The organism is Streptomyces sp. NPDC060049 (genome assembly GCF_042736715.1).
Taxonomy (GTDB): Bacteria; Actinomycetota; Actinomycetes; order Streptomycetales; family Streptomycetaceae; genus Streptomyces.
In genome coordinates this window covers 376,913-402,210 of record NZ_JBHWVV010000006.1, presented here as the reverse complement: position 1 = coordinate 402,210, position 25,298 = coordinate 376,913, and the positions used below count along the sequence as shown (strand labels likewise).

Sequence of the window (25,298 nt, the reverse complement as noted above, 5' to 3'; positions counted from 1 at the left end):
AACTCAGGGGCGGCCGGACACGGAGCCCCCTTCGGTGACCCGCAGGAGGAGGTGCGGGAGGGTTCCGGCGAAGTCCGGGAGGGTACTCGCCGCCCGCCACCAGGCGTCGGGGTCGCCGCCCAGGGCCACGGCGAACAGCCGGTCCGCCTCGGCGCGGGCGGCGAGCACGGCCTCGGGCCGGTCGTACCGGTCGGGGTGGTCGACGACGCCCAGCCAGTGGTCCTCGTCCAGGGCCCAGACGGCCGGGAGCTTGTGGCGGATGACGTCGACGCCGGTGAGCAGCCCGCGGGCCAGGCAGTCGCGGACCCAGCGGATGTCCTCCTCGACCGTCTCCATGGGCACGGCGAGGCTGGCCAGGGCGAGTTCGCGCTCCACTCCCCCGGCGGGTTCCGCGGCCGTCGGGGCGAGGCGGGCCACGGCACGGGCCAGTCCGGGCAGCAGCGGGCCGGCCGGCGGCTCGGGCAGGCTGCCGGCCGCCGTCCCGGAGACCAGTTCGGTGAGGGGGCCGGGGAAGGTGTGGGCGTGCCGCAGCAGCTCGGCCCACAAGCGGGGGTCGTCCCCCAGCGGGGCGAGGGTGCGCCGCAGGGCCGTGTGCATCCCGGCCAGTTCGGGCAGGCTCCAGCGCAGTCCGCGGGTGGTGGGGAGGTCGGCGAGCAGCAGCGCGCGGCCCGCGGGGCGGACGTCGTCGGCGAGCTCGTCCTGGGTGATCAGGCCCATCCGGACGGCCCGGACGGCGGGCCGGTACCAGGAGCGGTCGTGCGACCGGGCGGCGCGCAGGTCGAGCAGTCCGCGTGCGGCTCTCGGGGGCAGGCCGCCGCGCAGCAGCAGGGCCTCGGCCGAGCCGGGGGGCAGCGGGTCCCGTGCGTGCGCGAACCAGAGGAGCTCGGGGTCCGCGTCGTGCGGCAGCGCCAGGATGTCGAGCGGGACCCGCGGCCGGTGCGTGCCGTGCCGGCGCAGCAGCAGGAGCAGTTCTTCGGAGGTCAGGGGCGCCCCGGCGGGGTCCCGGCCGAGCTCGGCGCGCAGGACGGGCAGGAGGGCGGGTGGGATCCGGCGGGCGGCGTACCGGGCGGGCCCGGGCAGGCCGGGCAGCGGGCGGCCGAGGACGTGGGGGTTGCGGGCCACGGAGCGGCGGTCCTGGTCGTTGCCGAGACGGAGCAGGAGGCTGACCGCCGAGGCGGGCAGCCACTGGTCGCGGGCGAGGTAGTTGCGGGTGGCGGGGTCGAGGCGCCCGATCAGGACGGTGGCGACGGGCTGGGGTGCGTGGCGCAGTACGAGCGCCACGCACCAGGCGAGCCTGCGGCTGTCCCTCTGCTGGTCCATCGCTCTGTTCCTCGCCGTGTCCCTTGCCTGTCACCAGGGTCGTACACCCTCAGGTGTCCGGCGATGATCGCAGGTCAGCGGATCGGGCGGTGCACGTTCTTGCGCGTGGAGGGGCCGGGGGCCGCGTCGGCGATCCACGGGCCGTCGCCGGAGGGGTCGAGGATGCCCTCCTCCAGCCAGGTGTAGGTGCCCGACAGGACGCCGGCGACGACCTTGCGGTCCAGGTCGTCGGTGTTGTCCCAGAGCCGGCCGAAGAGCTCTTCCACCCGCAGCCGGGACTGCCGGCAGAAGGCGTCGGCGAGCTGGTAGGCCTCGCGGCCGTGCTCGCCGGCGTCCCTCAGGTGCTCGGCGCGCACGCAGGCGGCGCTCATCGCGAAGAGCTCGGCGCCGATGTCGACGATCCGGCCGAGGAAGCCCTGCTTGGTCTCCATGCGGCCCTGCCAGCGGGACATGGCGTAGAAGGTGGACCGGGCGAGTTTGCGCGATCCGCGCTCGACGTAGCGCAGGTGGGTGGCGAGGTCGGGGTGGCCGTCGGGGTGGAAGGCCCGGTAGGTGCCGGGGACCTGGCCCGCTCCGGTGGCCAGCTTGGGCAGCCAGCGGGCGTAGAACCCGGCGGCGCGGGCGCCCGCCTTGGCCTTGTCGCCCAGCGCCTTGTCGGGGTCGATGAGGTCCCCGGCGACCGACAGGTGGGCGTCCACGGCCTCGCGGGCGATCAGCAGGTGCATGATCTCGGTGGATCCCTCGAAGATCCGGTTGATGCGCAGGTCGCGGAGCATCTGCTCGGCCGGGACGGCCCGCTCTCCGCGCGCCGCGAGCGATTCGGCGGTCTCGAAGCCCCGTCCGCCGCGGATCTGGACCAGCTCGTCGGCCATCAGGCAGGCCATCTCGGAGCCGTAGAGCTTGGCGAGGGCGGCCTCGATCCGGATGTCGTTGCGGTCGTCGTCGGCCATCTGGGAGGCCAGGTCGACCACGGCCTCCAGGGCGAAGGTGGTGGCGGCGATGAAGGAGATCTTGGCGCCGACGGCCTCGTGCCGCGCGACCGGCCGGCCCCACTGTTCGCGTACGCCGGACCATTCGCGGGCGATCTTCAGGCACCATTTCCCGGCGCCGACGCACATGGCGGGCAGCGAGAGCCGGCCGGTGTTCAGCGTGGTCAGGGCGATCTTCAGCCCGGCGCCCTCGGCGCCGATGCGCTGGGCGGCCGGTACCCGTACCCGGTGGAAGCGGGTGACGCCGTTCTCCAGGCCGCGCAGCCCCATGAAGGCGTTGCGGTGCTCGACGGTGATGCCCGGCGAGTCGGCCTCGACGACGAAGGCGGTGATCCCGCCCCGGTGGTTCTCGCTCTTGGGCACGCGGGCCATCACGACGAGGAGGTCGGCGACGACCCCGTTGGTGGTCCAGAGCTTCACGCCGTCCAGGACGTAGGCGTCCTCGCCGTCCGGGACCGCCGTGGTGGCGAGGCGCGCCGGGTCGGAGCCGACGTCCGGCTCGGTCAGGAGGAAGGCGCTGATGGCGGTGGTCGCGCAGCGCGGCAGATAGGTGTCCTTCTGCTCCTGGGTGCCGAACATCTTCAGCGGCTGGGGCACGCCGATCGACTGGTGGGCGGAGAGCAGGGCCCCGATGGCGGGGCTGACGGAGCCGACGAGGGCGAGCGCCTTGTTGTAGTACACCTGGGTGAGGCCGAGGCCCCCGTACTTCGGGTCGATCTTCATGCCGAGCGCGCCGAGCTCTTTCAGCCCGCGCACGGTCTCGTCGGGGATCTTCGCCTCGCGTTCGATGCGCGCCCCGTCGATCGAGGTCTCGCAGAACTCCCGCATCCGGGCCAGGAAGGCTTCACCGCGCCGGACGTCCTCGTCCGCCGGGACCGGGTGGGGATGGATCAGGTCGAGCCTGAACCGGCCGAGGAACAGCTCCTTGGCGAAGCTCGGCCGCTGCCAGTGCTGTTCCCGGGCCGCTTCCGCGACCTGTCGCGCCTCGCGCTCGGTCACCTTGGGCCGAACGGGTGGTACGGGCTGTGCGGGCTGTACGGGCCGCGTACCGCCGGGCTGTGCTGCCGCCATGAGGGGACTCACCTCGCCGAGAGTGGGGGTGCTTACCGGTGGGTGCTACCTGTGAGTCGTACCCGTTTCGGGCGGCGGGGAAGCGGCGGTAAAAGGGGGACGGCCGGAGCCCCCGCACAGTGGGCTCCGGCCGTCTGCTCTTCGACGTACGGGTTCGGTCAGATGTCAAGGCCGCTGAGGACCAGGACCCGCTCGTACGTGTAGTCGTCCATCGCGTAGCGCACGCCCTCGCGGCCCACGCCGGACTGCTTGACCCCGCCGTACGGCATCTGGTCGGCGCGGTAGGACGGGACGTCGCCGACGATCACGCCGCCGACCTCCAGCTCGCGGTGGGCACGGAACGCGCTCTGGATGTTCCGGGTGAAGACGCCCGCCTGGAGGCCGAACTTCGAGTCGTTGACGGCGGCGAAGGCCTCGTCGGTGTTCTCGACCTTGCGCAGGGTCAGGACCGGCCCGAAGACCTCCTCGGTGGCCAGGGTGACGCCCTCGGGCACCTCGGAGACGACGGTGGGCGCGTACGAGGCACCCTCGCGCTTGCCGCCCGTGAGCAGCTTGGCTCCGGCGGCGACGGCCTCGTCGACCCAGGACTCGACGCGCTTGGCGGCGTCCTCGGAGACGAGGGGGCCGACGTCGGTCGCCGAGTCGTTCGGGTCGCCGGTGACCTGCTCCTGGACCTTGGCGACGACCTTCTCGACGAGGCGGTCGTAGACGGCGGCGTCGGCGATGACGCGCTGGACGCCGATGCAGGACTGGCCGGCCTGGTAGTTCGAGAAGGTGGCGATGCGGGTCGCGGCCCAGTCGAGGTCGGCCTCCGAGGCCCAGTCCTCCAGGACGACGGCCGCGGCGTTGCCGCCGAGCTCCAGGGTGCAGTGCTTGTGGGGCACGGCCTGCTGGATGGCGTAGCCGACCTTGTCGGAACCGGTGAAGGAGATGACGGGCAGGCGCTCGTCCTTGACCAGCTCCGGCATCTTGTCGTTGGCGACGGGGAGCACGGACCAGGAACCGACCGGCAGGTCGGTCTCGGCCAGCAGCTCACCGATGATCAGACCGGAGAGCGGGGTGGCCGGGGCGGGCTTCAGGATGATCGGCGCGCCGACGGCGATGGCGGGGGCCACCTTGTGGGCGCACAGGTTCAGCGGGAAGTTGAACGGCGCGATGCCGAGGACCGGGCCCTTGACGAAGCGGCGGGTCAGGGCGAGGCGGCCGACGCCACCGGCGTCGGTGTCCAGGCGCTGGGCCTCTCCGCCGTTGAAGCGGCGGGCCTCCTCGGCGGCGAAACGGAACACGGACACCGCACGGCCGACCTCACCGCGGGCCCACTTGATGGGCTTGCCGTTCTCGGCGGAGATCAGCAGGGCGATCTCCTCGGTGCGCTCGGCGAGCCGGCGCGCGACGTGGGCCAGGGCCTCGGCGCGTACGTGGGCGGGGGTCGCGGAGAACTCCGCCGTCACGGCGTGGGCCGCGGCCACGGCCTCCTCGACCTGGGCGTCGGTGGGGACGCTCACGGTACCGACGAGACGGCCGTCCCACGGGGAGTGGACGTCGAGGCTGTCGTCGCCGGTGGCCTGGCGTCCGGCGAGCCAGAAGGCGTGGGTGGAGGTCATGCTGATCCCGGCCCTTCGGAGTGTGTGCGGTGGGTCCTTGTCCCCTCCACCGTAGGACTCCGGCGCGGATTCGGTGTTTGTCCGGCATGGAGTACGTGTCCGGCGTGGCGCGCCGCTTTGTCAGTGTCGGCGCCGACGCCGCGCGTGCGGGGCCCGTCCGCAGGTCGCCCGTACGGGCGACCGTGGGAGTCCGTAGAGGTCGTCCGGCTATACCGGGGTCGAGGTGGCCTTCAGTGCCAGCCAGAGCTCCATGCGGACGTCCGGGTCGTCCAGGGAGCGGCCGAGGATCTCCTCCACGCGCCGCATCCGGTAGCGCAGCGTGTGGCGGTGGACGCCGAGGTCGGCCGACGCCGCGTCCCACTGGCCGTGGCGCGAGAGCCAGGCCTGGAGCGAGGCCAGCAGGTCGCCCCGGCCCTTCTCGTCGTGCTCGCGCAGCGCGCGCAGCGTGCCGTCCGCGAAGGCCCGCACCGCGTCGTCGGCGAGCAGGGGGAGGACCGAGCCGGCCGCGAGCTCCTCGTGCTCGACCATCGCGCGGCCGCGGCGGCGGGCCACGGCGAGGGCCTGGTCGGCCTGTTTGAAGGCCGCGGCCACGCCGGAGGCCAGGGCCGCCGCCGATAGGCCGATCACCGGTTCGTCCGGCTCGGGTTCGCCCGCGTCCCGCCCCCGCCGCGATTCCAGCGCCCGCGCGTACTCGGCGCACGCCTGCACGGCGGATCCCCCGTCGGCCGCCAGGACCACGAGGCGCCCGGCCTCCGGCACCACCAGCAGGGCCTCCCCCGTGCGCGCCGCCGCCGACTCCGCGGCGTCGGCCAGCTGGGCGAGGCCGTGCGGCTGCGCGGTCCCCGCCTGCGCAGGCTCCGCCACGACGATCCGGAACGGGGCCTCCAGCAGGGCCCCGTACAGGTCCCCGGCCACGGCCCGCGCGTGGTCCGCCTGACCGGCGAGCAGCATGCGCAGCACCGCCGCGCCGAGCCGGGACTCGGCGTCGTGCAGGGAACGGGAGCGTTCCGTGGTGAGGGTCAGGAGAGCCACCGCCGAGTGGACCGCGTAGCGCTCCGCCGTGCCGAGCGGGGCCGCGGTGCCGACGGCGAGGGCACCGCGCGCCCGCCGCCCGGTGCCCAGGGACTGCAGCTCGACCCGGTCCTCGGAGCCGCCGACCACGGCACTGGCGGGCGCCGGGCGCTCGCGCAGCCGCTCCACGTCGGGGGTCAGGCGGGCCGCCCTGCGCGCGGCCCAGTCGGGCGCGGCCGCGACGACGGCGCCGGAGGTGTCGTACAGGGCGGCCCAGCCGTGTACGTGCGCCGCCAGCTTCGTCAGCAGCTCGGCGGGGCCGTCGGCGGACAGTGCGGCCCGCGTCAGCTCCCGCTGCGCCTCGAAGCCGGCGGTCACGGCCCGGTACTGGTCGGCGGCGAGGGCGGCGGAGACGGCCTTGCTGATGGCGAGGAAGGGGGTGCGCCGGGGCACTTCCAGCAGGGGCAGGTCCTCGGCCCGGGCGGCTTCGACCAGCGCCTCGGGCACGGCGTCGTAGTTGACGCCGACGGCGAAGCCGATGCCGACGACCCCGGCCGCGGCGAGCCTTCGTACGTAGCGCCGCATCTCCTCGGGGTCCTCCGCGTCGAGCTTCATCGCGGTGATGAGGAGGAGTTCCCCGCCCTCCATGTAGGGGACGGGGTCGGCGAGCTCGCTGACGTGGGCCCAGCGCACGGCGGTGTCGAGGCGGCCCTCGCCGGCCCGGACGCTGAGTTTGAGCGCCGAGTGCTGGACGAGTGAGGCGAGGGTGAGCGGCATGGGTACCGGGGCGCCTTAGGGGAGGAGGGGGTTTCGGCGGCGAGGTGGCGACGCGGGATTCTCGCCGTGGACGCCCCCACCGGTTTTCGCCGTGGCGTACGAACGGCTCACCTTGATTCTGCCACCCCGTACGGGTCGCCTCAGCTCGTACCCCCGAGCCGCACCAACAGCGGTGCGGCCCGCTCGCCGCGGACGGAGGTGAGGGAGAGCACGGCGTGGCCGGGGGGCACGGTGTTGGCGAGGGCGGAGGCGGACCAGCGCTCCCGCTCGACCTGCCGCACGGTGACCGCGTCGGTGGTGACGGCCTTGCCGGTGATCATCTTGCGCAGCGTGTGCACGGCCCTGGTCATCGGGCGGTCGGCGTAGACCGTCCGGCTGGTGACGTCCCGCGTCTCGACCACCTCGGTCCCCCAGGCGTCGGCGAACCACTTGCCGTCCCAGGTGGTGACGCCGGAGAAGGCCACCCGGCAGCCGACCGCCCCGAGCAGCGGGGTGCGCAGCGGTTCCGGTACGTCGTCCAGGGTGCGCAGCGTCAGCAGGACCCCCGCGTTCGCCGAGCGGAGCCGCTGTACACCGCGCACGGTCTCGGGCGTGAGGGTGCGCGAGGCGTCGTCGAAGGCGAGGAAGGCGAACAGGGAGCGGTCGGTGCGCGCCGCGACCGAGGCGTTGAACTGGGCGAGCAGCAGCCGGGCCAGCAGCCGGGAGGCGTCCGCGTGGGCGCGCTCGGGCAGGTCGACGCGGACCCGGACGGGGTGTTCGAGGGCGCGCGGGGAGAAGGGCCGGCCGGCGCCGGTGGTGTCGAAGAACCCGTGGAAGGCGGGCCGGTCCAGCAGCGCCACCCGGTCGGCGAGGACGGGGCCGGGGTCGCCGTGGGCCCCGTGCTGCCGGGTCCGGGCGTCGAGCTCGCGCAGCATGGCCTGGCGGCCCGCGCGCTCCAGGACTTCGCGCAGGGCGTCGACCGCGGCGGGCCGCCCGTCGAGCAGCTCCCGCAGCTCGGCCACCGTGGGGAAGCGGCCGTACGCGGCCCGGAAGGGGCCGAGGAGCTGTGCGAGGGCCGTGGCGCAGCGGCGTACGTCGATGCCGGGGAGGTCGCCGACGAACGCCTCGGCGAGGACGGAGGCCGCTTCGTCGGGGTCGGTGGCGCCGCCGTAGAGGTCGAGGTCGTGGACGGACGAGGAGTCGCCGAGGCGGACGACGATGTCGTAGGCCCCGTCGGGCCCGAGCGGCGTCCCGGCGGCGGCGACGGTGATGACGGCGGCTTCGCCGGCCAGGGCCTGGAGCATGAGCGATTCGACGACCGGGCGGACCAGCCGGGAGGTCTTGCCCGCTCCGGAGGGGCCGACGGCGAGCACCGAGGTCCCGAGGAGGGCGGGGTCCAGGGCCAGGCCGGTCCCCCGGCGCTCGAAGGGGTTGGGTTCGGTGTCGGTGACGGTCCCGAGGCGGACCTGGCCGACGAGCAGGTCGTGCCGGGCCGCGCGGACGGGCAGGTCGCGGGCTCCGGAGGGGTGCCCGCAGGCGGCGGGGCCTTTGTCCCGCACGGCCTGGACGAAGGCGTGGCGCCGCCCGGGGTCGGCGAGCACGGAGTCCCAGGCCCGCCGGATCCGCACGTGGTCGACGTCGTTCATGCGCCCGGCGGCGGCTTCGGCGGCCAGCCGGTCGGCGGTCTCCGCGAACCCGGCGGCGCGCAGCTGCGGCCAGCCGGCGGGGTCGTCCGCGGCGGCCTGCCCGGCCGGGAGGGGGGTGGCGGGGGGCTCGGCGGCGGGGCCGGCGAGGGCTCCGTGCGCCAGCCCGGCCCAGTCGCCGAGCCGTCCGAAGAAGAGGATGACGGGGAGGTAGACCGCCGCGTAGAGGAGGTAGGTGACGACCGGCCCCGCCGAGCCGCCGAGCTCCGCGTAGGGCAGGTGGCCGAAGGCCAGCGGGTAGACCGGCAGGGTCTCGCTCACGACGAGCAGGACCACGACGAGGGCGCCGATCAGGGCGCCCAACGCGCGGTACCAGGGGCCGCGGGCCACGACGAGCCGGTCGAAGGCGGTCCGCCAGCCGCCGAGCCGGGCGAACGCGAGGAGCATGCCGCCGGTGACCAGCAGCTCGTAGAGCTCGGTGGCGGCCGTGCCCCGGTGGTCGACGGGCTCGCGCCGCAGCCCGTTGGTCCACCAGTCATCGGGGGTGAAGAGGTCGAGGGGTACGCCCACCAGGGGCAGGGCGCCGTCCACGAAGAGGCGCCAGACCACGAAGCAGATCACGAGCGAGATCCCGACCCGCTTGAGCAGGGAGGCGTCGGCCGTCTCGGGCCGCGGCGCGGGCGGCACGTAGGCGTGGCGCCAGATGCCGGGGCCGGCGTCCGGGCGCGGGACGCGCAGCCAGTCGGCGAGGGCGGGGGCCGCCGCCGGGGCGTGGACCGGAGCGGCCGGCGCGTGCGCGGGCATCGGCGGGGGGGCCGGCGGGCCGGAAGGGACCGGGGGCGCCGGCGGTCCCGCCGGGCGGGGGACGTGCCCGGTCGCGCGCGGAGCCCGCTGCCCCTGCGTGCCGTGCGTGCCGTCGGTGTCCATGTAACCCCTGCCCCCTGCCCGTTACCGCACTGTGCTGCGCGCTCAATCTAGTGGGCGGCGCCGCCCTGCGGCCCGCGCCCGGCCATGATCCACAGGAGACGTGCCGGTTCCCTCCTATGGCCGTCACGGACAAGGACACGCGGACACCACTCCCGAACGGAGCATGCAGGACCCCGCCTCCCGGGCCTAGCCTGCGGACAAAGACACAAGTGCGTCCGAAAACACCCCCCCAGGAGCCCCCTATGACCGCTGTTCCGCAGGAGCGCCGCATCGTCACCGCGATCCCCGGCCCCAAGTCGCAGGAGCTGCAGGCCCGCCGCCTTTCGACGGTGGCCGGCGGCGTGGGCTCCGTGCTCCCCGTCTTCACGGCCCGTGCGGGCGGCGGCATCATCGAGGACGTCGACGGCAACCGCCTGATCGACTTCGGCTCCGGCATCGCCGTGACCTCGGTCGGCGCCTCCGCCGAGGCCGTCGTGCGCCGCGCCTCCGCGCAGCTCGCCGACTTCACCCACACCTGTTTCATGGTGACCCCCTACGAGGGCTACGTGGAGGTCTGCGAGGCGCTCGCCGAGCTCACCCCGGGCGACCACGCGAAGAAGTCGGCGCTGTTCAACTCCGGCGCCGAGGCCGTCGAGAACGCCGTCAAGATCGCCCGCGTGTACACCAAGCGCCAGGCCGTCGTCGTCTTCGACCACGGCTACCACGGCCGTACGAACCTCACGATGGCGCTGACCTCGAAGAACATGCCGTACAAGCAGGGCTTCGGCCCGTTCGCCCCCGAGGTCTACCGCGTCCCGGTCGCCTACGGCTACCGCTGGCCGACCGGCGCCGAGAACTGCGGCCCCGAGGCCGCCGCCCAGGCGATCGACCAGATCAGCAAGCAGATCGGCGCCGAGAACGTCGCCGCGATCATCATCGAGCCGGTCCTCGGCGAGGGCGGCTTCATCGAGCCGGCCAAGGGCTTCCTCCCGGCGATCGTGAAGTTCGCCAACGACAACGGCATCGTCTTCGTCGCCGACGAGATCCAGTCCGGCTTCTGCCGCACCGGCCAGTGGTTCGCGTGTGAGGACGAGGGCATCGTCCCGGACCTGATCACCACCGCCAAGGGCATCGCGGGCGGCCTGCCGCTCGCCGCCGTGACCGGCCGCGCCGAGATCATGGACTCCGCGCACGCGGGTGGCCTGGGTGGCACCTACGGCGGCAACCCGGTGGCGTGCGCCGGTGCGCTGGGCTCCATCGAGACCATGAAGGAGCTCGACCTCAACGCCGCGGCGAAGAAGATCGAGTCCCTCATGAAGGCCCGCCTGACGGCCATGCAGGAGAAGTACGACATCATCGGCGACATCCGCGGCCGCGGCGCCATGATCGCGATCGAGCTCGTCAAGGACCCCGTCTCCAAGACCCCGTTCCCCGAGGCGGCCGGCGCGCTCGCCAAGGCCTGCCACGCCGAGGGCGTGCTCGTCCTCACCTGCGGCACCTACGGCAACGTGCTCCGCTTCCTCCCGCCGCTCGTCATGGGCGAGGACCTGCTGAACGAGGGTCTGGACGTCATCGAGGCCGCGTTCGCGGCCATCTGATCGAACGTCTGACACGCGCGGTAGAACGGACGGGTGCATTGCTCGATCACTTCTCGACCACTACCGCGGGTAACGGTCGGGCACTGTGAAGAACGTGTGGGGGGCCGATGGCGGGAGCGTTTTCCGGCTGTCGGTCCCCGTTCCGCTGGCGTACGGTTTCTGCAGATGAGTGAGACAGCCCGCTCCGGGGAAACCGGGAGCGATACCAGTAACGGGCTTCCCCAGCGCCGTACTGGGCATGCGTTCGCGCACACTCCTCACCGATCGGACGGCCGCTCGCCCCAAACCCCCCGGGGCGCCCGGCAACCCGATCCGGGCGGCCGTCCCGGAACCACCCCCCCTGTTCCGGGACGGCCGGCCACTCTCCTGGCCGCGCTCTGCGCCGCGCTCTTCGCCCTGATCACCTGGCAGGTCCTCGTATCGGGCCCCCTGTTGACCCCGGACGCCCGCCTCAGCCGCGCCCTCGTGCGCACCGTCCCGGACGCGGTCACCCAGCGCCTCTCCGACTTCGGCAACATCCCGGTCGCGGTCCCGGTCCTGCTCCTCGCGGTCCTCTACGCCGCCCTGCGCGGCGATCGGCGGGGCGCGGCGGCCGCGGCGCTGGCCATGGCCATGGTGCCGGCCCTGGTCGCCCCGCTGAAGGAGTGGACCGGCCGCCCGGGCCCGCTGGAGCCCTGGGCCACCAGCTACTACCCCTCGGGCCACACGGCCACCGCGTACGTGGCGTACACGGCCGCGGCCCTGCTCGTCACGCCCCGCCTGGGCCGCCGATGGCCCCTCGCCGTCGCGGCCGCCCTCACCGCCCTCACCTCGGCGGGCCTGGTCCTGCGCGGCTACCACTGGCCCCTGGACGTCCTGGCCAGCCTCCTGATGTGCACCCCCCTGCTCCTCGGGGTGCGGTGGGCCACGCCGGGGCGGTCGGCGGCCTGTCAGGAGCCGAAGTAGGCGTCGAAGTTCTTCGAGAACTCCCAACTGCCGAAGCGGTCCCAGTTGATGGACCAGGTCATCAGGCCGCGCAGGGCGGGCCAGGTGCCGTGGGTCTGGTACGACCCGCAGTTCGCCTTCTTCGTCAGGCAGTCCAGCGCCTTGGCGACCTCCGCCGGGGAGGTGTGGCCGTTGCCCGCGTTGGTCGTCGCCGGGAGGCCGATGGCGACCTGGTCCGCCCGCAGCGGCGGGAAGACGCGTGCGGCGTTGCCCGCGACCGGGAAGCCGGTGAGCAGCATGTCGGTCATGGCGATGTGGAAGTCGGCGCCGCCCATGGAGTGGTACTGGTTGTCGAGGCCCATGATCGAGCCCGAGTTGTAGTCCTGGACGTGGAGCAGGGTCAGGTCGTCGCGCAGGGCGTGGATGACCGGGAGGTACGCCCCGGCGCGCGGGTCCTGGCCGCCCCAGGGGCCGGAGCCGTAGTACTGGTAGCCCAGCTGGACGAAGAAGGTCTCGGGGGCCATGGTCAGGACGAAGTCCGGGCCGTACTTGGCCTTGAGGGTCTTCACGGCGGATATCAGGTTGACGATCACCGGGGTGGTGGGGGTGCGGAAATCGGTGTCGCCCGTCGCCAGGGAGAGGGAGTGGCCCTCGAAGTCGATGTCGAGGCCGTTCAGCCCGTACTCGTCGATGATCTTGCCGACGGAGGAGACGAAGGCGTCGCGGGCCGCCGTGGTGCCCAGCTGGACCTGGCCGTTCTGGCCGCCTATCGAGATCAGGACCTTCTTGCCCGCGGCCTGCTTGGCCTTGATCGCCGCCTTGAACTCGGCGGCCGATTCGACGTTCGGGCACTCGCTCACCGGGCAGAGCTGGAAGCGGATGTCGCCCGAGGCCACCGAGGTCGGCTCGCCGAAGGCCAGGTTGATGACGTCCCACGAGGCGGGCACGTCGGCCATCCGGACGTAGCCGGAGCCGTTGGCGAAGCTGGAGTGCAGGTAGCCGACGAGCGCGTGGGCGGGCAGGCCCGGGTTGCCCGGGTTGCCACCGCCTCCGCTCGGCGTCGTCACCGCGGCGGCGGCGCCCTTGGGCGATTCGCCGGCCGCGTTCACCGCGCTGACCTGGAAGGAGTACGTCGTGGAAGCCGTGAGGCCGGTGACCGTCGCCGACGTCCCGCTCACGGTGGTCGGGTTCGCGCCGTCGCGGTAGACCTTGTACGAGGTGGCGCCGGTCGCCGCCGTCCAGGAGAGGCCGACCGAGGTCGGGGAGGCCGCGGACGCCGTCAGGCCGGTGGGGGCGGCCGGGGGCTGGGGCTGGCCGGGTCCGGAACCGCCGGGGTCGGGGCCGACGAGGGTGACGTCGTCCGTGAACTGCGGCGGCTGGCCGTACCAGCCCTGGGTGTAGACGGTGACCGAGGTGGTGGCCGCGCCGGTACGGAAGCTCGTGCTCAGCTGCTTGTAGGCGCCCGGGGTCTGCGTCCAGGTCTGCGCGTCCGTGGTCCCGGTGCCGGTCGCGCCGAGGTAGACGTAGGCGCCCTGCACCCAGGCGGTCAGCGTGTAGGCGGAGTCGGGTTTGACGGTGACGGTCTGGGAGCAGCGGGCGTTGTCCTGGCTGGCCGGTGTGCCCTTGAGGGCGGAACTCCCGCCGTGGACCGGGGTGCTGACGGCGACTCCGCTGCCGGCGGAGCAGCTCCAGCCGTCGAGGCCGGCCTCGAAACCGCCGTTGCGGATGAGGTCGGCGTCCGCGGCCGCGGCCGGCTGGCCGACGGCGAGGAGGCCTGCCGCCGCGAGGGCGGCGGCGGTAAGGAGGGACAGGACCGAGCGTCTGGCGGTGCTTCTGGTGGGGCGCACAACTGCCTCCGGTGCATGGGGGGATGGAGCCAGGCCGCGATGGGGGGCGCGGCGGGGGAAGGCGCAGCGGCGCCCAAGATGGTCCAGACCAATGCCCTTGTCAAGACTTCCCGCCTCCCCGCCCCACGACGATCGCGGCCGCCTCGTGCATCGCGAGCTCCAGGACCGCCGGGTCGGTGAGCGTGCCCCGCCCGTCCGGGACCACCAGCCAGCGCACCCCGCCCGTCGCCCGGCCGGGATACGGGACGACGATCCAGGTCCCGTGCCCGGCTCCCCGTACGCCCGTCCCGATCCAGCGGGAGGCCGTGCCCGCGGGCACGAAAAAGCCCAGCCGGGTGTCGCCGAAATCGGCGATCACCGGGCCGGGCCGCTCCAGCAGCGGGTCCAGGACCTCCAGGGTGGTCCGCCCCAGCACCCCGGGCAGGATCAGCACGTCCCACCGCCGGCCGGCGGGCAGCAGGGCGACCCCGAGGGGGTTGCGCTCCCACGCCCGGCGGCAGGCGTCCGGATCGGGTGCCGCCGAGGCCAGCCATTCCACTGCCGTCTTGTCCCCCGGGATCGTCATCGCCCGGCCTCCGCTCTCTGGGTGTGCGGTGAGTAGTCCTCACCTGTGAGAGCGGTGCCGGGCGCGACTATGACGCGGGTTTCGTTACTCCGTGGTAGTGAACCGGGTCACAGCACGACGCCCGGGATGTACCCCGGGCGTGCGTGCGGGCGTCAGCTGTCGAAGCCGAGACCGAGGCGGTCCATCACCTTCAGCCACAGGTTCCGATGTCCGCCCAGCCGGTCCGCCCGGGCCAGCGACCACTTGGTCAGCGTGATCCCGGTCCACGCGAAGGGCTCCGGCGGGAAGGGCATCGGCTTGGAGCGGACCATCTCCAGCTCCGTGCGCTCGGTCCGCTCCCCCGCCAGCAGGTCGAGCATCACGTCGGCGCCGAAGCGGGTGGCTCCGACGCCCAACCCGGTGAAGCCGGCCGCGTAGGCCACCTTCCCCGCGTGCGCGGTGCCGAAGAAGGCCGAGAAGCGCGAGCAGGTGTCGATCGCCCCGCCCCAGGCGTGGCTGAATTTCACCCCTTCAAGCTGCGGGAAGCAGGTGAAGAAGTGCTCGGCGAGCTTGAGGTACGTCTCCGGCCGGTGGTCGAGGTCGGGGTCGAGCCTGCCGCCGTAGGGGTAGATCGCGTCGTAGCCGCCCCACAGGATCCGCCGGTCCGGGGTGATCCGGAAGTAGTGGAACTGGTTGGCGCTGTCACCGAGCCCCTGCCGGTTCTTCCAGCCGATCGAGTCCAGCTGCGCCTCGGTCAGCTCCTCCGTCATCAACGCGTAGTCGTACACCGGGACGGTGAGCGGGCGCACCCGCTTGACCAGCGACGGGAAGATGTTGGTGCCCAGCGCCACCCGCCGGGCGAAGATCCGCCCGTAGGGGGTCCGCACGGCCATCCCGGCTCCCGAGCCGGCCAGGTCCAGCCCGCGCGTGTTCTCGTAGATCCGCACGCCCAGGTCCAGGCACGCCCGCTTGAGGCCCCAGGCGAGCTTCGCCGGGTTCAGCATGGCGACGCCGTCGTGGTCCCAGATCCCGCCGAGGAAGGTCGGCGAGTCGACCTCGGCGCGCAGGGCGTCTCGATCCAGCCATTCGGAGCGGCCCGTGAGGCCCAGGCGCTCGGCCTCTGCGTGGAACTCGCGCAGCTCCTCGACCTGGTGCGGCTCGGTGGCCACGTCGATCTCGCCGCTGCGCTCGAAGTCGCAGTCGATGCCGTAGCGGGCGACGGCGTCCTCGATGGCGTCGAGGTTGCGCGCGCCGAGCTCCTCCAGCTTCGCCAGCTCGTCCGGCCAGCGGGCCATGCCGTTGGCGAGGCCGTGGGTGAGGGACGCGGCGCAGAACCCGCCGTTGCGTCCCGAGGCGGCCCAGCCCGCCTCGTGGCCCTCGATCAGGACGACGTCCCGCGCGGGGTCGCGCTCCTTGGCGAGCAGCGCGGTCCACAGGCCGCTGTAGCCGCCGCCGATGACGAGCAGGTCGCAGTGCTCGTCGCCGGTGAGGGCGGGCTCGGCGGCGGGCTTGCCGGGGTCGTCCAGCCAGTACGAGACCGGCTTGGCTTCGGAAAGAGATCGTGCAGCGGTGCGCATGGCGTCTGGGGCCATGTCTTCCAACTCCCTACAGGAATTACTTGGGCTGTGCTTTCTTGCGGCGGTTGCCGACCATCTGGCCGGCCAGCACCACCAGGACCGCGATGACGAACATCGCCGTTCCGATGACGTTGATCTGTACAGGCGTACCGCGCTGGGCCGATCCCCACACGAACATGGGGAAGGTGACGGTGTTGCCCGAGTTGAAGTTGGTGATGATGAAGTCGTCGAAGGAGAGCGCGAAGGAGAGCAGCGCGCCCGCCGCGATACCGGGGGCCGCGATCGGCAGGGTGACGCGCAGGAAGGTCTGCGCGGGACCCGCGTAGAGGTCGCGGGCGGCTTCCTCCAGCCGGGGGTCCATGGAGAGCACACGGGCCTTGACGGCGGCGACGACGAAGCTCAGGCAGAACATGACGTGGGCGATCAGGATCGTCCAGAAGCCCAGCTGGATGCCCATGTTGAGGAAGAGGGCGAGCAGCGAGGCCGCCATCACGATCTCGGGCATGGCCATCGGCATGAAGATCAGCGAGTTGACCGCTCCGCGCGCCCGGAAGCGGTAGCGGACCATCGCGAAGGCGATGGCCGTGCCGAGGAGGGTCGCGCCGATGGTGGCCCAGACCGCGATCTGGAGCGAGAGGGAGAGGGAGGCGCACATGTCGGCGACTCCGCACGGGTCCTTCCACGCGTCGAGGGAGAACTCCTGCCAGGCGTAGTTGAACCGCCCGGTGGGGTTGTTGAAGGAGAAGACCGTGACGACGACGTTCGGCAGGATCAAGTACGCGAGCGTGACGAGCCCCGCGATCACGACGAGATTGCGGCGAAGCCAGGTGGTGGCGCTCTTCATCAGACCAGGTCCTCCGTCCCCGCTCGGCGGATGTAGATGGTGACCATGACCAGCACGATGGCCATGAGGATGAAGGACAGCGCGGCCGCCGTCGGGTAGTCGAGGATGCGCAGGTACTGCGACTGGATGACGTTGCCGATCATCCGGGTGTCCGTCGATCCGAGCAGCTCGGCGTTGACGTAGTCGCCGCTCGCCGGGATGAAGGTGAGCAGGGTCCCGGAGACCACGCCCGGCATGGAGAGCGGGAAGGTCACCTTCCGGAAGACCGTTGCGGGGCGGGCGTACAAGTCCCCGGCCGCCTCGTGGAGGCGGGTGTCGATGCGCTCCAGCGAGGTGTACAGCGGAAGGATCATGAAGGGGAGGAAGTTGTACGTCAGACCGCAGACGACGGCCAGGGGCGTGGCGAGGACGCGGTCGCCCTGCGTCATGCCGAGCCAGCTGGTGACGTCCAGGAAGCCGACGGCGTTGAGGACGGCGACCACGGGGCCGCCGTCCGCCAGGATCGTCTTCCAGGCGAGGGTGCGGATGAGGAAGCTGGTGAAGAACGGCGCGATGACCAGCACCAGCAGGAGGTTCCGCCAGCGCCCCGCCTTGAAGGCGATCAGGTAGGCCAGGGGGTACCCGAGGAGCAGGCACAGCGCCGTCGCGGTGCCCGCGTAGAGCAGCGAGCGCAGGAACTGCGGGTAGTACTCGGTGAAGGCGTCCCAGTACGTCCGGAAGTGCCAGGTGACTTCGAAGCCCTCTTCGAGGGAGCCCGTCTGCACCGACGTCGAGGCCTGGTAGATCATCGGCAGCACGAAGAAGACGAGCAGCCAGAGTATGCCCGGGAACAGCAGCCAGTACGGGACCAGGCGCTTCTTCAGGGACGGCTTGTGGACCGGTGGCCGTGCCGGGACGGCGGCCTCGGGCAGTGCGGCGGGGGCGGTCATGCGCTCTCCTCGACCGTCTCGATGCCCGCGTCGATGTCCTGGTCCGCGTCGAGGCCGAAGGTGTGGTCGGGGTTCCAGTGCAGGATCACGTCGGCGCCGGGCACCAGGCGGGCGTCGCGCTCGATGTTCTGGACGTACACCTCCAGCTCGGGGCAGACCGGGCTGTCGATGACGTACTGGGTGGAGACGCCGATGAAGGAGGAGGCGGCGATCTTGCCCGCGACCTTGTTGCGGCCCGCCGCGATGGTGTCCTCCCCGTCGGCGTGGACCAGGGAGATCTTCTCCGGGCGCACCCCGACGAGCAGCTTTCCGCCGGCGCGGGGCGCGGTCGAGCACCGCGCCGCCGGGACGCGCAGCTTCGTACCCGCCGAGGCGACCACGACGTCCGGGGCTCCGGCCTCCAGGACCTCGGCCTCGATGAGGTTGGAGGTGCCGAGGAAGTTCGCCACGAAGGTCGTCTTCGGGTTCTCGTACAGCTCGGCGGGGGCGCCCAGCTGCTCGACGCGGCCGCCGTTCATCACCGCGACCGTGTCGGCCATGGTCATGGCCTCCTCCTGGTCGTGCGTGACGTGCACGAAGGTGATGCCGACCTCGGTCTGGATCCTCTTCAGCTCCAGCTGCATCTGGCGGCGCAGCTTGAGGTCGAGGGCGCCGAGGGGCTCGTCGAGGAGCAGTACCTGGGGGTGGTTGATGAGCGCGCGGGCGACGGCGACGCGCTGCTGCTGGCCGCCCGAGAGCTGGTGCGGCTTGCGCTGGGCGAACTGGCCGAGCTGGACCAGCTCCAGCATGTCGTCGACCTGCTTCTTGACGGACTTGATGCCCCGGCGGCGCAGCCCGAAGGCGATGTTCTCGGAGACGTCCAGGTGCGGGAAGAGGGCGTAGCTCTGGAAGACGGTGTTGACCGGGCGCTTGTACGGGGGCAGGTGGGTGACCTCGCGCTCGCCGAGGCTCACGGTGCCGGTGGAGGGCTCCTCCAGGCCGGCGATCATGCGCAGGGTGGTGGTCTTCCCACAGCCCGAGGCGCCGAGCAGGGCGAAGAAGGAGCCCTGGGGGATGGTGAGATCCAGCGGATGCACGGCGGTGAAGGATCCGTAGTGCTTGCTGATCCCGGCGAGGCGGACGTCGCCGCCCGCGGTCTTGTCAGTCATGGGCCTGGGCCTTCGGTGGTGGTGTCGTGGAAGGGACGAGTGCCGGTACGGGGGCCGTGGGGGCGGCGGGACCCGTCAGGCTCCGATGAGCTTGGCGAACTTCTCCTCGTACGCCGTCTCTTCCTCGCTGGTGAGGGAGCGGAAGGCGTGCGACTTGGCGGCCATCGCCTTGTCCGGGACGATCAGGACGTTGTCCGCGAGCGCCGGGTCGATCTTGGCCAGCTCGTCCTTGACGCCCTCGACGGGGCAGACGTAGCTGATGAAGGCGGCGAGCTGGGCGGCCACCGCGGGCTCGTAGTAGTAGTCGATGAGCTTCTCCGCGTTGGCCTTGTGCCGGGCCTTGACGGGGACCAGCAGGTTGTCGCTGGAGGTGATGTAGCCGGGCGCCGGGATCGCGTACTGGATGTCCGGGTTGCCGGCCTGCAGCTGGATGACGTCGCCGGCCCAGGCCAGGCAGGCGGCGAGGTCGCCCTTGTCGAGGTCCGAGGTGTAGTCGTTGCCGGTGAAGCGGCGGATCTGCTTCTTGTCCACGCCCTTCTGGAGCCGGCCGATCGCCTCGTCGTAGTCGGCGTCCGTGAAGTTCCCCGGGTCCTTGCCCTGGTCGAGGAGGGTCATGCCGACGCTGTCGCGCATCTCGGTGAGGAAGCCGACGCGGCCCTTGAGGGAGGGGTCGTCGAGCATCTGGGTGACGGAGTCGACCTTCTTCCCGTCGGTCGCCTTGGTGTTGTAGGCGATCACGGTGTCGATGCCGGTCCAGGGATAGCTGTGCGCGCGGCCCGGGTCCCAGTCGGGGTTGCGGAACTGCGGGATCAGGTTGGCGTAGGCGTGCGGGAGGTGGGAGGGGTCCAGCTTCTGTGCCCAGCCGAGGCGGATGATGCGCGAGGCGAGCCAGTCGGTGACGACGATCAGGTCGCGGCCCGTGTCCTGGCCCGCGGCGAGCTGCGGGCGGACCTTGCCGAAGAACTCGACGTTGTCGTTGATGTCCTCGGTGTACTTGACCTTGATCCCGGTCCGTTTGGTGAACTCCTCCAGCGTGGGGCGGGACTTCTCGTCCTCGCTGGTGTCCATGTACTCGGTCCAGTTGGAGAAGTTGAGCTCCTTCTCCTGCTCCGAGTGGTCGTCGGACGCCACGGCCGTGCCGCCCTCGCGCTTGGCGGGCGGGATGCCGCAGCCGGCGAGGGTGGACAGGCCGCCGAGAGTGAGCGCACCGACTCCGGATGCGCGCAGCAGCGAACGGCGGGTCAGCGCTCCGCGTCCGCTGGTGAGGCTGCGTCGCATCGCGGCGAGTTGCGCCGCCGAGAGGCGGTCGGGCTCGAACTGCTCCATGGGAGGTGCCCTTTCGGGTGGGTGCGGGCCGCTGGTCGGGCGGCGAGTGCCACGCGGCGGCAGCCGCGAAGTGTTAGGTGCGGTCCCCGAAGATCGTGCGGTGCCAGTCCTTCGCGGCAACCGCGGTGTTGTCGTACATCACGTGCTTGACCTGCGTGTACTCCTCGAAGGAGTACGTACTCATGTCCTTTCCGAAGCCGCTCGCCTTGTAGCCCCCGTGGGGCATCTCGCTGATGATCGGAATGTGGTCGTTGACCCACACGCAGCCCGCCTTGATCTCGCGGGTGGCGCGGTTCGCCCGGTAGACGTCGCGGCTCCAGGCGGAGGCGGCGAGGCCGTAGGGGGTGTCGTTGGCCAGCGCGATGCCCTCGTCGTCGGTGTCGAAGGGCAGGACGACGAGGACCGGCCCGAAGATCTCGGACTGGACCACCTCGCTGTCCTGTGCCGCGCCGGAGATCAGGGTGGGCCGGTAGTAGGCGCCGTCGGCCAGGTCGCCGCCGGGGATCTCACCGCCGGTGACGACGGTGGCGTACGAGCGGGCGCGCTCGACGAAACCGGCGACGCGGTCGCGCTGGGCGTGGGACACCAGCGGGCCGAGGTCCGTGGACGGCTCGAAGGGGTCGCCGAGGCGAACGGTCTCCATCAGCTCGGCGACCCGGGCGACGAAGGCGTCGTGCAGCGGGCGCTGGACGTAGGCGCGGGTGGCCGCCGTGCAGTCCTGGCCGGTGTTGATGAGGGAGGCGGCGACGGCGCCGTTCGCGGCGGCCTCCAGATCGGCGTCGTCGAAGACCAGGAAGGGCGCCTTGCCGCCGAGCTCCAGGTGCAGCCGCTTGACGGTGGCGGTGGCGATCTCGGCGACCCGCTTGCCGATGGCGGTGGAACCGGTGAAGGAGGTCATGACGACGTCCGGGTGGCCGACCAGGTGCTCGCCCGCGTCCCGGCCGGCGCCGGTGACGATGTTGATCACACCGTCGGGAAGGCCCGCCTCCTTGGCTGCCTGGGCGAACATCAGGGAGGTCAGCGGGGTGAGCTCGGCGGGCTTGAGGACGATGGTGTTGCCCGCGGCGATCGCCGGGAGGATCTTCCAGGCCGCCATCTGCAGCGGGTAGTTCCACGGCGCGATGGAGCCCACGACCCCGATCGCCTCGCGGCGCACGTAGGAGGTGTGGTCCCCGGAGTACTCGCCGGCGGCCTGCCCCTGGAGGTGGCGTGCGGCGCCGGCGAAGAACGCGGTGTTGTCGATGGTCCCCGGCACGTCGAACCCGGTGGACAGCTTGACCGGCTTCCCGCACTGCAGGGACTCGGCGTACGCGAAGTCCTCGGCGTGCTCGGCCAGCACTGCGGCCAGCCGGTGCAGCGCGTCGGAGCGCTCGGCCGGGGTGGCGCCCGACCAGCCGGGGAAGGCACGCTTGGCGGCGGCGACGGCCGCGTCGACGTCCTCGGTGGAGGCCAGCTCGTAGGTGAGCACCTCCTCGCCCGTCGCCGGGTCGATCACGGTGTGTGACCGCCCGGAGGTTCCGGGACGCAGCTGCCCGTCGATGTACTGCGCGCCCTCGGCGAAGCGGTCCTTGACCTGGTCCTTGACCTGGAAGCGGTTGCCCATCACGCTCTCACGCTCTCCGTAGCTACAGTTCGAGCTACAGCTCGAATTGAGTGCCGATCCTGACAGAGGAGTACCCCTCGGCCAAGTGATTCCGTTGTTGCCTTTTGATTACGCGACGGAATCGGTCGACCATGTGTCGAGGCGCGCCCAAAATCCCGTACGAAGTGTCCGTGGCCCCTGCGAGACTCGCGTGCATGGAGATGATCGAGGAACTGATCGGGCAGGTCAGCCGGGGTGAGCGGGTGAAGTTCCTGCCGTTCTGGGGACACCGGCCGCGGCCGGACGGAAGCCTCGGACCTAGCTGCCTCAGCCAGTGGTGGCCGTCCGAGTTCACCGTGGGTGATGTGCGGTACGCAAGCGCCGAGCACTGGATGATGGCCGGAAAGGCCCGCTTGTTCGAAGACCCGGAGGCGGAGCGCGCGGCGCTGGAAGCCAAGAGTCCGGCGGCCGCGAAGAAGGCCGGACGGCTGGTCCGCGGCTTCGACAACGCGGTCTGGGAGCGGGAGCGGTTCGAGCTGGTGGTCGCGGGCAGCGCGCACAAGTTCGGCTCTGAGCCCGCACTGAAGTCGTACCTGCTCTCGACCGGGAACCGGGTCCTGGTGGAGGCCAGCCCGATGGACCGGATCTGGGGCATCGGACTGGCGGCCGACGACGAGCGGACCCTGGACCCGGCGCGCTGGCGGGGGCTGAACCTGCTGGGCTTCGCGCTGATGGAGGCGCGCGAGCGGCTGCGGGCGGGGAGTTAATCGTTTCCGCCCGCGGGGGGCGGGCGGCTAGCGTGATCCTCGTCCAGGTGCGAAGGCGAGACCTACTTCGACTCATAATCGGGCGGCCGCGGGTTCGAGTCCCGTCACCGGCTTCGGGCCGGTGTAGCTCAGCTGGTAGAGCACCTTGTGGTTTCGCCGACTTCGATCTCTGGACACCTACGTCACGCACCTCCCGGTGCGCCCGGCAGCGGCTCCTTCTTGCAGAAATCACGCCGCAGCCACTTCTTGATCTCGGGAGGCCCGCGTGCGGAACGCCCGGTGCGCAGGCAGCGGCTCCTTCCGGATCAACGGGTCGCGGGTTCGAGTCCCGCCCGGCTCCGGCCGGTAGCTCAGTCGGGTAGAGCAGTCGACACAGTCCGTCGCCGACTTCGATCTCGGGCGTTCCGCACGTCAGACCTCCCCCTTTCACTGAATTCGGGGGGATTCACATGGCTCGTTTCAACCTGCGCCCGTCCAAGTCCGCCACGGCGGCAGCGACGGCCGCGCCCGCATCGCCCGTCCGCTCGACCGGAGCCCGGGCCCGCAACCACCACGGCAGCCGCGGCTTCGTCCGCGATTCCCGCTCCGAGCTGTTCCTGCTCGCCGTAGCGAACTTCGTCACCCAGCAGACCGCTTACGAGGGCGGCCCGGCGCGCGACGGCCGGTTCGCCGCGCTCGTGCGCAGCCTCGCGGTCGAGGACCCCGAGTGGACCGCCGGCCTGCTCGGCTGGCTGCGCCGCGACGGCAACATGCGTACGGCCTCGCTCGTCGGCGCCGCCGAGTACGTCAAGGCGCGGCTCGACGCCGGAGCGACCGGGGGCCCCTCGAACAGGCGGGTCGTGGACTCCGTACTGCTGCGCGCGGACGAGCCCGGTGAGCTGCTCGCCTACTGGACGGCCGCGTACGGACGGGCCGTGCCCAAGCCCGTCAAGCGAGGCATCGCCGACGCGGTGCGCCGCCTCTACGGCGAAACGTCCCTCCTGAAGTACGACACGGCGTCCAAGGCCTACCGCTTCGGCGACGTCCTGAACCTCGTGCACGCCTCCCCCGACCCTGCCAAGCCCTGGCAGGGCGAGCTGTTCCGCCACGCCCTCGACCGCCGGCACAACCCGGAGACCGCCGAGGTCCCGGCGGGAAGCCGCACCCTCCTCGCGCACCGGGCCCTGATGGAGCTGCCCGTGACGGAGCGCCGGGCCGTGGTCACCGCCCCGGACGGCGCCGAGCGGCTCGCGGAGGCGGGCATGACGTGGGAGGCCCTGGCCGGCTGGCTGCAGGGTCCGATGGACGCGGACGCCTGGGAGGCGGTCATCCCGTCCATGGGCGCGATGGCGCTGCTGCGCAACCTGCGCAACTTCGACCAGGCCGGGGTCTCGGACGAGGTCGCCGCGCGGGTCGCGGCGAAGGTCTCCGACCCGGAGGCCGTCGCCCGCTCCCGGCAGTTCCCCTTCCGGTACCTGGCCGCCTACCAGCACGCGCCGTCGCTGCGCTGGGCGTACCCGCTGGAGCGGGCGCTCGGGCACTCGCTGGGCAACGTACCGGCGCTGCCCGGCCGGACACTGATCCTGGTGGACCGCTCCGGGTCGATGTGGTCGCCGCTTTCGGACCGATCGCAGCTGAACCGGGCGGACGCGGCCGCCGTCTTCGGGACGGCGCTGGCGCTGCGCGCCGAGGACGCGAGCCTCGTGCAGTTCGGCACCGGCAGCAAGGAGGTCGCGTACCGCCGCGGAGAGTCGGTTCTGAAGGTGCTGGAACGCTTCGAGGACCTCGGCGGCACCTACACGGCCGAGGCGGTGCGCAAGCACTACGCGGGGCACGACCGGGTACTGATCGTCACCGACGAGCAGGCCACCTACGCCCACGGCGGGGACCCGACCGCACTGGTGGCCGACACCGTCCCGGTCTACACCTGGAACCTGGCCGGATACCGGGTGGGCCACGCGCCCTCCGGGTCCGCGAACCGGCACACCTTCGGCGGCCTCACCGATGCCGCCTTCCGCATGGTGTCCCTGATCGAGGACGGTCGGGACGCCTCGTGGCCGTGGGAGACCGCGACCGCCTGACGGGGTGGGCGCGCGGACGGCCCCCTGACGAAGTGGGACGGGCCGGGACAGTACGTGTCCCGGCCCGTCCCGCTCGTCGTCTCCGCCGCGCGACTCAGTCCTGGTGGAGGACCTGGGTGTTCCTCGGGCGCGAGTACTCGAAGTCCGAGTCGGAGTCGGAGCTGTCGCCGAGCAGCACGCTCACGATGACGAACGCGATGAACACGCAGCTGATGACGATGCCGACGGAGCCGGTGATGATGCCGGCCAGCGCCATGCCGCCGTTGTCCGCCTCGCCGCGCTTGGCCTTGCCTCGCCCCAGCACGCCGAATATGACGGCCGGTACGCCGAACAGGAGGCCCAGGTAGCAGCTGACGACGGCGATGATGCCGAGGACGAGCGCGGTGACCCCGAAGCCGTTGCTCCTGGGCTGGTAGGGCGGGTATCCGGCGTGCCCCGGGTATCCGGGGTAGCCCGGGTACCCGCCGTACGCGGCCTGCGGGACGACCGGTTGGGCGGGATGGCCGCCGTACGGGGCCTGCGGCGCGGCCGGCTGCGCGGGGTACCCGTACCCGGCGGGATCCGGCTGCGCGGGATATCCGTAGGCGGGCGCCGGCAGGGGCGCGGGCGCCTGCCCGTCCGCAGGCGCGACCGGCGGCATCCCGCCGGGCATGCCCACGACGGTCTGCTGGTCGTGGACCCCCGGCGCGCCGGGCGCGCCCTGCTGCTTCCCCAGGTCGACGGCGGGCCTCTCGGGCGGCGCCCAGGGGTCTCGCGGCTCAGGGCTCTGGTCGGTCATACGGCGCCCCCCTCTCGTACAGCCATGCTAAGCGCTGCCTCGGACAGCCCCGGGCCTGCCTACGATGAAGCCGA

The 25,298-nt window shown here is 72.2% G+C and carries 18 protein-coding genes; 4 read left to right on the top strand and 14 right to left on the bottom strand.

Annotation, left to right across the window (positions count from 1 at the left end):
- Positions 1-3 precede the first annotated feature (3 nt).
- From ACFWBY_RS14345 to ACFWBY_RS14325, 5 genes are all read right to left on the bottom strand, one after another.
- The gene (locus tag ACFWBY_RS14345; protein WP_385329222.1) at positions 4-1,320 is read right to left on the bottom strand and encodes a hypothetical protein; all 1,317 of its coding nucleotides are present in this window, start codon (positions 1,318-1,320) and stop codon (positions 4-6) included.
- A 74-nt stretch (positions 1,321-1,394) separates the two neighbouring features.
- Positions 1,395-3,380, bottom strand: coding sequence for an acyl-CoA dehydrogenase family protein (locus tag ACFWBY_RS14340; protein WP_385329225.1), 1,986 nt, complete (start codon positions 3,378-3,380; stop codon positions 1,395-1,397).
- 158 nt (positions 3,381-3,538) lie between these two features.
- Complete coding sequence (locus tag ACFWBY_RS14335) at positions 3,539-4,984, bottom strand: aldehyde dehydrogenase family protein (RefSeq protein ID WP_385329228.1); 1,446 nt, start codon at positions 4,982-4,984, stop codon at positions 3,539-3,541.
- A 207-nt stretch (positions 4,985-5,191) separates the two neighbouring features.
- Positions 5,192-6,772, bottom strand: a complete 1,581-nt coding sequence (locus ACFWBY_RS14330) for a PucR family transcriptional regulator (protein ID WP_385329231.1) — start codon at positions 6,770-6,772, stop codon at positions 5,192-5,194.
- A 140-nt stretch (positions 6,773-6,912) separates the two neighbouring features.
- Positions 6,913-9,321, bottom strand: a complete 2,409-nt coding sequence (locus ACFWBY_RS14325) for an ATP/GTP-binding protein (protein WP_385329233.1) — start codon at positions 9,319-9,321, stop codon at positions 6,913-6,915.
- Positions 9,322-9,563: 242 nt separating this feature from the next.
- On the opposite strand from ACFWBY_RS14325, the gene gabT reads away from it, so the two are divergent.
- Together gabT and ACFWBY_RS14315 are read left to right on the top strand one after the other, a co-directional pair.
- Positions 9,564-10,898: a 4-aminobutyrate--2-oxoglutarate transaminase gene (gene gabT / locus ACFWBY_RS14320; protein WP_385329235.1), complete on the top strand. Its 1,335-nt coding sequence runs from the start codon at positions 9,564-9,566 to the stop codon at positions 10,896-10,898.
- A gap of 432 nt (positions 10,899-11,330) precedes the next feature.
- Positions 11,331-11,843, top strand: a complete 513-nt coding sequence (locus ACFWBY_RS14315; RefSeq protein ID WP_385329238.1) for a phosphatase PAP2 family protein — start codon at positions 11,331-11,333, stop codon at positions 11,841-11,843.
- Here the strand turns inward: ACFWBY_RS14315 and ACFWBY_RS14310 are convergent.
- The 8 genes from ACFWBY_RS14310 to ACFWBY_RS14275 all read right to left on the bottom strand — a co-directional run bounded on the left by ACFWBY_RS14310 (position 11,828) and on the right by ACFWBY_RS14275 (position 21,640).
- A complete protein-coding gene (locus ACFWBY_RS14310) occupies positions 11,828-13,669 on the bottom strand; it encodes a chitinase (RefSeq protein ID WP_385329241.1) in 1,842 nt (613 codons plus the stop codon). The genes ACFWBY_RS14315 and ACFWBY_RS14310 overlap by 16 nt on opposite strands.
- Before the next feature lie 100 nt (positions 13,670-13,769).
- Positions 13,770-14,234, bottom strand: coding sequence for a hypothetical protein (locus ACFWBY_RS14305; protein WP_385329243.1), 465 nt, complete (start codon positions 14,232-14,234; stop codon positions 13,770-13,772).
- 152 nt (positions 14,235-14,386) lie between these two features.
- Positions 14,387-15,805: an NAD(P)/FAD-dependent oxidoreductase gene (locus ACFWBY_RS14300; RefSeq protein ID WP_385329245.1), complete on the bottom strand. Its 1,419-nt coding sequence runs from the start codon at positions 15,803-15,805 to the stop codon at positions 14,387-14,389.
- Between the two features lie 22 nt (positions 15,806-15,827).
- Positions 15,828-16,634, bottom strand: a complete 807-nt coding sequence (locus ACFWBY_RS14295; protein ID WP_385329248.1) for an ABC transporter permease — start codon at positions 16,632-16,634, stop codon at positions 15,828-15,830.
- Positions 16,634-17,563 carry an ABC transporter permease gene (locus tag ACFWBY_RS14290; RefSeq protein WP_385329252.1) on the bottom strand — a complete coding sequence of 310 codons (930 nt, stop codon included), beginning with the start codon at positions 17,561-17,563 and terminating at the stop codon, positions 16,634-16,636. Before ACFWBY_RS14290 ends, ACFWBY_RS14295 begins: the two co-directional genes overlap by 1 nt.
- The gene (locus ACFWBY_RS14285) at positions 17,560-18,711 is read right to left on the bottom strand and encodes an ABC transporter ATP-binding protein (protein ID WP_385329254.1); all 1,152 of its coding nucleotides are present in this window, start codon (positions 18,709-18,711) and stop codon (positions 17,560-17,562) included. Before ACFWBY_RS14285 ends, ACFWBY_RS14290 begins: the two co-directional genes overlap by 4 nt.
- Positions 18,712-18,786: 75 nt before the next feature.
- Positions 18,787-20,037 (bottom strand): spermidine/putrescine ABC transporter substrate-binding protein, encoded by a 1,251-nt coding sequence (locus ACFWBY_RS14280; RefSeq protein WP_385329257.1) that lies wholly within the window; start codon positions 20,035-20,037, stop codon positions 18,787-18,789.
- Between the two features lie 73 nt (positions 20,038-20,110).
- Positions 20,111-21,640 (bottom strand): gamma-aminobutyraldehyde dehydrogenase, encoded by a 1,530-nt coding sequence (locus ACFWBY_RS14275; protein ID WP_385329704.1) that lies wholly within the window; start codon positions 21,638-21,640, stop codon positions 20,111-20,113.
- Between the two features lie 194 nt (positions 21,641-21,834).
- On the opposite strand from ACFWBY_RS14275, the gene ACFWBY_RS14270 reads away from it, so the two are divergent.
- A complete protein-coding gene (locus ACFWBY_RS14270) occupies positions 21,835-22,386 on the top strand; it encodes an NADAR family protein (RefSeq protein WP_385329260.1) in 552 nt (183 codons plus the stop codon).
- 449 nt (positions 22,387-22,835) lie between these two features.
- A complete protein-coding gene (locus ACFWBY_RS14265; protein ID WP_385329262.1) occupies positions 22,836-24,446 on the top strand; it encodes a TROVE domain-containing protein in 1,611 nt (536 codons plus the stop codon).
- A gap of 94 nt (positions 24,447-24,540) precedes the next feature.
- Here ACFWBY_RS14265 and ACFWBY_RS14260 read toward each other — a convergent pair whose 3' ends face one another.
- Complete coding sequence (locus ACFWBY_RS14260; protein WP_385329265.1) at positions 24,541-25,224, bottom strand: DUF4190 domain-containing protein; 684 nt, start codon at positions 25,222-25,224, stop codon at positions 24,541-24,543.
- Positions 25,225-25,298 lie beyond the last annotated feature (74 nt).

Coding starts and splice junctions, on each gene's coding strand:
- ACFWBY_RS14345 (WP_385329222.1), bottom strand. CDS start 1,320: ATGGACCAGCAGAGGGACAGCCGCAGGCTCGCCTGGTGCGTGGCGCTC.
- ACFWBY_RS14340 (WP_385329225.1), bottom strand. CDS start 3,380: ATGGCGGCAGCACAGCCCGGCGGTACGCGGCCCGTACAGCCCGCACAG.
- ACFWBY_RS14335 (WP_385329228.1), bottom strand. CDS start 4,984: ATGACCTCCACCCACGCCTTCTGGCTCGCCGGACGCCAGGCCACCGGC.
- ACFWBY_RS14330 (WP_385329231.1), bottom strand. CDS start 6,772: ATGCCGCTCACCCTCGCCTCACTCGTCCAGCACTCGGCGCTCAAACTC.
- ACFWBY_RS14325 (WP_385329233.1), bottom strand. CDS start 9,321: ATGGACACCGACGGCACGCACGGCACGCAGGGGCAGCGGGCTCCGCGC.
- gabT (WP_385329235.1), top strand. CDS start 9,564: ATGACCGCTGTTCCGCAGGAGCGCCGCATCGTCACCGCGATCCCCGGC.
- ACFWBY_RS14305 (WP_385329243.1), bottom strand. CDS start 14,234: ATGACGATCCCGGGGGACAAGACGGCAGTGGAATGGCTGGCCTCGGCG.
- ACFWBY_RS14300 (WP_385329245.1), bottom strand. CDS start 15,805: ATGGCCCCAGACGCCATGCGCACCGCTGCACGATCTCTTTCCGAAGCC.
- ACFWBY_RS14295 (WP_385329248.1), bottom strand. CDS start 16,634: ATGAAGAGCGCCACCACCTGGCTTCGCCGCAATCTCGTCGTGATCGCG.
- ACFWBY_RS14290 (WP_385329252.1), bottom strand. CDS start 17,563: ATGACCGCCCCCGCCGCACTGCCCGAGGCCGCCGTCCCGGCACGGCCA.
- ACFWBY_RS14285 (WP_385329254.1), bottom strand. CDS start 18,711: ATGACTGACAAGACCGCGGGCGGCGACGTCCGCCTCGCCGGGATCAGC.
- ACFWBY_RS14280 (WP_385329257.1), bottom strand. CDS start 20,037: ATGGAGCAGTTCGAGCCCGACCGCCTCTCGGCGGCGCAACTCGCCGCG.
- ACFWBY_RS14275 (WP_385329704.1), bottom strand. CDS start 21,640: ATGGGCAACCGCTTCCAGGTCAAGGACCAGGTCAAGGACCGCTTCGCC.
- ACFWBY_RS14270 (WP_385329260.1), top strand. CDS start 21,835: ATGGAGATGATCGAGGAACTGATCGGGCAGGTCAGCCGGGGTGAGCGG.
- ACFWBY_RS14265 (WP_385329262.1), top strand. CDS start 22,836: ATGGCTCGTTTCAACCTGCGCCCGTCCAAGTCCGCCACGGCGGCAGCG.
- ACFWBY_RS14260 (WP_385329265.1), bottom strand. CDS start 25,224: ATGACCGACCAGAGCCCTGAGCCGCGAGACCCCTGGGCGCCGCCCGAG.